3 protein-coding genes and 1 pseudogene are annotated in these 4,007 nt (G+C 65.6%); 1 reads left to right on the top strand and 3 read right to left on the bottom strand.

Annotation, left to right across the window (positions count from 1 at the left end):
- The 3 genes from AC2VOU_RS16275 to AC2VOU_RS16265 form a co-directional block, all read right to left on the bottom strand.
- Positions 1-311 (bottom strand): hypothetical protein (locus tag AC2VOU_RS16275; protein WP_486958301.1); only part of this gene is annotated, 311 nt, incomplete at its 3' end.
- A 65-nt stretch (positions 312-376) separates the two neighbouring features.
- Complete coding sequence (locus tag AC2VOU_RS16270) at positions 377-2,335, bottom strand: Hsp70 family protein (RefSeq protein WP_486958300.1); 1,959 nt, start codon at positions 2,333-2,335, stop codon at positions 377-379.
- Positions 2,336-2,576: 241 nt separating this feature from the next.
- Positions 2,577-3,803, bottom strand: a complete 1,227-nt coding sequence (locus AC2VOU_RS16265; protein ID WP_486958299.1) for a hypothetical protein — start codon at positions 3,801-3,803, stop codon at positions 2,577-2,579.
- Positions 3,804-3,841: 38 nt separating this feature from the next.
- On the opposite strand from AC2VOU_RS16265, the pseudogene AC2VOU_RS16260 reads away from it, so the two are divergent.
- Positions 3,842-4,007, top strand: a pseudogene (locus tag AC2VOU_RS16260) (TetR/AcrR family transcriptional regulator); the annotation flags it as partial.

Genomic DNA, 4,007 nt, shown 5'->3' with positions numbered 1-4,007 from the left:
GCGTCGGTGTTGTTCTGGTTCGCCCGCAGAGCGTCGAGCTCGGTGGCATACACCTCCTCGACCCGGGCGTCGCCGTCGGTGCTTACCGTGTAGATCGCCCAGACACCGTCACCGGCTTCGCCGGTGGTCTCCGGCCTGGTCCGGGTGCGCCGTGCGAGATCTTCGAAGACCGACGACCACCCGGACCGGTCACTGGGCGCGGTGAAAAATCGGCCGACTCCCTCGAATGCTTCGCGGATACCTTCGGTCGCGTCGCGCAAAATGTGTTCGAAGTCTTCCGGCTCGAATCCGAACCGACCGTTGTCATCCATTGCGGCCTCCTCGCTGCTCACCCCGATCACCCCAGTGTGCGCATTGTGAGCGGCGCGCGCCACGTTTAGTAGCCGTAACCCGGACCCGCGTAGGGATTCTGTTGGTAGGGATTCTGCTGGTAGGGGTTCTGTTGGTAGGGATTCTGCTGGTAAGGGTTTTGCTGCTGATACGGGTTCTGCGGCTGCTGGCTCGCGCCGCCCGGGCTCTGGGGCACCTGCACCGGAATCGGCACCGGCACGAACGGCAGGTTCAGATACGTCGTCGTCATCACCGGCCCCGTCGAGGTGCTCGGCGGCGGGGGCGGCGGCGGTGTCGTACTCGGGGTGGTGCTCGTCGCCTGCGGTGTGGTGGTCGTCGGCCGCGGCACGGTGGTGGCCTGCGCCGTGGTGCGCGGCGGAGGCGGCGGCTCGTAAGTCTCGACCGGCGCCGGAACTGGGGCCGGCGGCGGGGGCGGCGGGGGTGCCTCGCTGCTCGGTGGCGGTGGCACCGGGCTCGGCGACGGCTCCGCGCTGGCCGGTGGGGGCACCGGGCTCGGCGAGGGCAGCTGCGAGCTCAGCGGTGGCGGGGGCGGCGCCGGAGTGCTGCTGCTGGGCACCGTCGGCGCTCGATCGCTACTGGTCAGCGAGAAGGCAATCCCACCGATGGAGACCATCGACACCAGCGCGGCCAGGCCCAGGAACAGTTGCAGCAGCCGTGTTCTGCGCGGCCGCACCGGGTCGATCTGCTCGACCTTCGGCAATTGCATCAGCTGCGATGGCGTCGCACGGTTGTCGCCGATGTCGTACGGTTCACCGCTGTAGACGACCGGCTCGTCGTCGAAATCATCGGCCTGCGACCAGGCCAGCTCCGTCAGCCGCTCCGACGGATCGTCGAAAAGCGCTCCGGCGGTCGGAATGTCGAAGGTGCCGGTCGACGCGCTGAACGCGCCGGTTGGAGTGCCGAGTGGGTCAGCGGGCGCGACGGATCGCTCGGTGGCGGCCAAACCGCTGGTCGAGGTCGCGAAGCTGCCGGTGGACGCGCCCACCAACGCCCCGATGGTCGTCTCTACGCATTCAAGGTCCTGCTGCGCGATGGGCTGACGGGCCGAGAGTCGTGCCGCCCCGACGGCCGCCGCGAGTTCGGGTTGTACGGCGGTGATCACCGACGCCTTGGTGTGTGCCGAAAGACGCTGGACAACAACGGGAATTCTGGCCATACCGCCAGCCAACGCCACAGCCACCAGGTCCGTGGTTCGAATCTTGTTGCCGCGCAACATCTCATCGAATGCCACCAACAAGCCGTCAAGTCGCTCTTCGATCAGGCTGTCGAGTTCAGCTCGGCTGATCTCCAGGCGCATACGCTGACCGGGCAGGTCGAGGGCCAGTTCGGTGGTCTTCTGGCTGGACAACCTCTCCTTGGCCAGCCGGCATTCATGGCGCAGGCCGGCGAATTGCCCGACCACCGCGGTGCCGGCGGAATCGGCGGCGTTGCCCTGGCCGTCGTTGCCGAGCGCGTGCACCATCAGCGCCTGGTCCACGAGGTCTCCGGAGAAGTCCTCGTAGCGAAGCGTGTCGGCGATTGGAGTGAAATCCGATGCGGCGTCGGCAAGGGTGATGCTGCTACCGCCTCCGCCGACGTCGAACAGCGCGACGACGCCCTTGGCGGGCAGTCGGGAATCGGAGTTCAGCGCGGTCAGCGCTGCAACGCAATCCGGCACCAACCGCGGCACGACACCGCCATGGACGAAACCGGCGTGGGTGTTCAACGCGACCTGCATGCTCCGCAAGGCATCCGAGCCCCAGTGCGCAGGGATGGCCATCGTGATGTTCGAGGTCGCGGCTTCCCCACCGGCCTCGGTGATCAGCGCATCGATGGCCTCGACCAGCAGCAGCGACGGATCATGGATCACACCGTCGGCAGACGTCAGGGGCTTTGAGCCACCAATATGCTCGACGAAGCCGGTCATCAGGGTGCCGGTATCGCCGGCATCCGAGTCTGGCCCGGGCATACCGAGTTCGGGCGCACGGTCTGGAAACAACGTCAAGGCAGCACGCCGCGAGACAGGCGGGTTACCGCTGCGGACCACAACTAAGTTTGTGGTCCCGATCGATAACCCCAGCGGGTCATACATAACTCAAATACTTTCGTCGACAGCGTTCGATGGCCAGCGTCAACGATAATGGCGGGCCGCGCTACACCCATCGGCCACAACATCATCGGTACCCGCTCGATGCGGTTGCGTCACCGAAGTGAGACTGCCGACTCACTTGACAGATCCAGACGCGTCAGACCACGGTCAAGGGCAGCGATTTCCGCGGCCGAAATTGGAAGGTCGCCCCGCCGCTCACTTTGGCGACCGCAACCTCGGGCAGCTCCTTTGCTGCAGTGTCGGTTTCAGCCATTTCAGCTGTCCAGTCGGTGCTCGTGCCTGTGATGCGGACGGTCACGTGCGGGTCGATCGCGGTGGCGATTGCCTGCAGCGGCTGGACCGAGTCCGGCGAGCACAACGAAATCCAGGCGGCGTCGTCATGCGCCGGCGACCGGTGAACCGTCACGCGGCGGCCCAGGTCGGCGTCGACGTAACCCAGCGGGTTCATCAACGGGTGCAGCTCGAAAACGCCTCGTATTCCATCGATCCCACCAGGAAGACCCAGCGCCTTGTGAATACGTTCGGCGCCGAGGCCGGCCACACCGATCAGCTGGCGAGTGCAGATCGAGTCGGCGAGCGTGGTATCCGATCCGGCGCGGGCTCGCACCGCGATCGCGAACGACAGGTACAGCAGATGCATCTGCAGGCAGACCTCGTCGGCCATCCGCACCAACGCCGAATGCGAGTAGGCGCCGAAATCGAAGTCGGACACCACTGGGCCGGAATAGTCGGCCAGACCGTCCTCGGAGGGATCAATCGACTCGAGTTCCCAATTGGCAGCACGAGTTTCGGCCACGATATGCAGCGCCGGAATCCCCTCGACCGGTGGATGGGACTCGTCGATGACGACGGTCCACGCGCAATGCGGATGCCGGTCCGACGGGACCCGGGGCGGGCGGTGGATCGGCCGCACCTGCGCGCGCGCATTGGTCGCGACCGCGGTCGCGTCGAAGGTCGGGTCCTCGATGGTGTGGCACATGCCGAATACGTAGTCGTGACCCATCGGCTCCACGTCGAGCAGCGCGCCGCAGTGGTCGAGATGGAACTCGCCGTGCCAGCGATCGTGAATGGTGTAGCGGAAGTCCATGAACTGAGGCGGTGCACCGATGTCGAGCTGCAGGCCCTTGAAAATCGTTGGTACGTCCACACCTTCGTAATTGAGCGCGCGCTGCATGCGTCGGGTGTAGATCGGGCTGGCGCCGGCCCACTCCTCGATCGCGATCTGCACCATCTCCTCGCGCCCGAATTCATTTATGCACCAAGCCATGCCGGAGCGGTCGATCATCTGCCCGATCAACAGCAGCTCAGGAAGCAGGACGGCAAGCTGCTCGCGGGACAGCCGGGTGTAGCGGGAATGGCTCACCTGCCAAAAATAGAGCCGGCTATGTTATAAAGTCAACTATGTCTATCGTCGCAGGCCAGCAGGGTCACGCCGGCCCCACCCGGCGAACGAGCGCGCCTCGCAAGCGTGGCGACGACACTCGGGCGAAGATCATCGACGAAACCGTGCGCTGCATCGTGGAGGAAGGTTTTGCCGCCGCAACGGCAAAACATGTCGCCGAACGCG

The organism is Mycobacterium sp. TH-M25 (assembly GCF_057473665.1).
The sequence above is the reverse complement of the archived record's forward strand: the minus strand, read 5'-3'. Positions and strand labels throughout refer to the sequence as shown.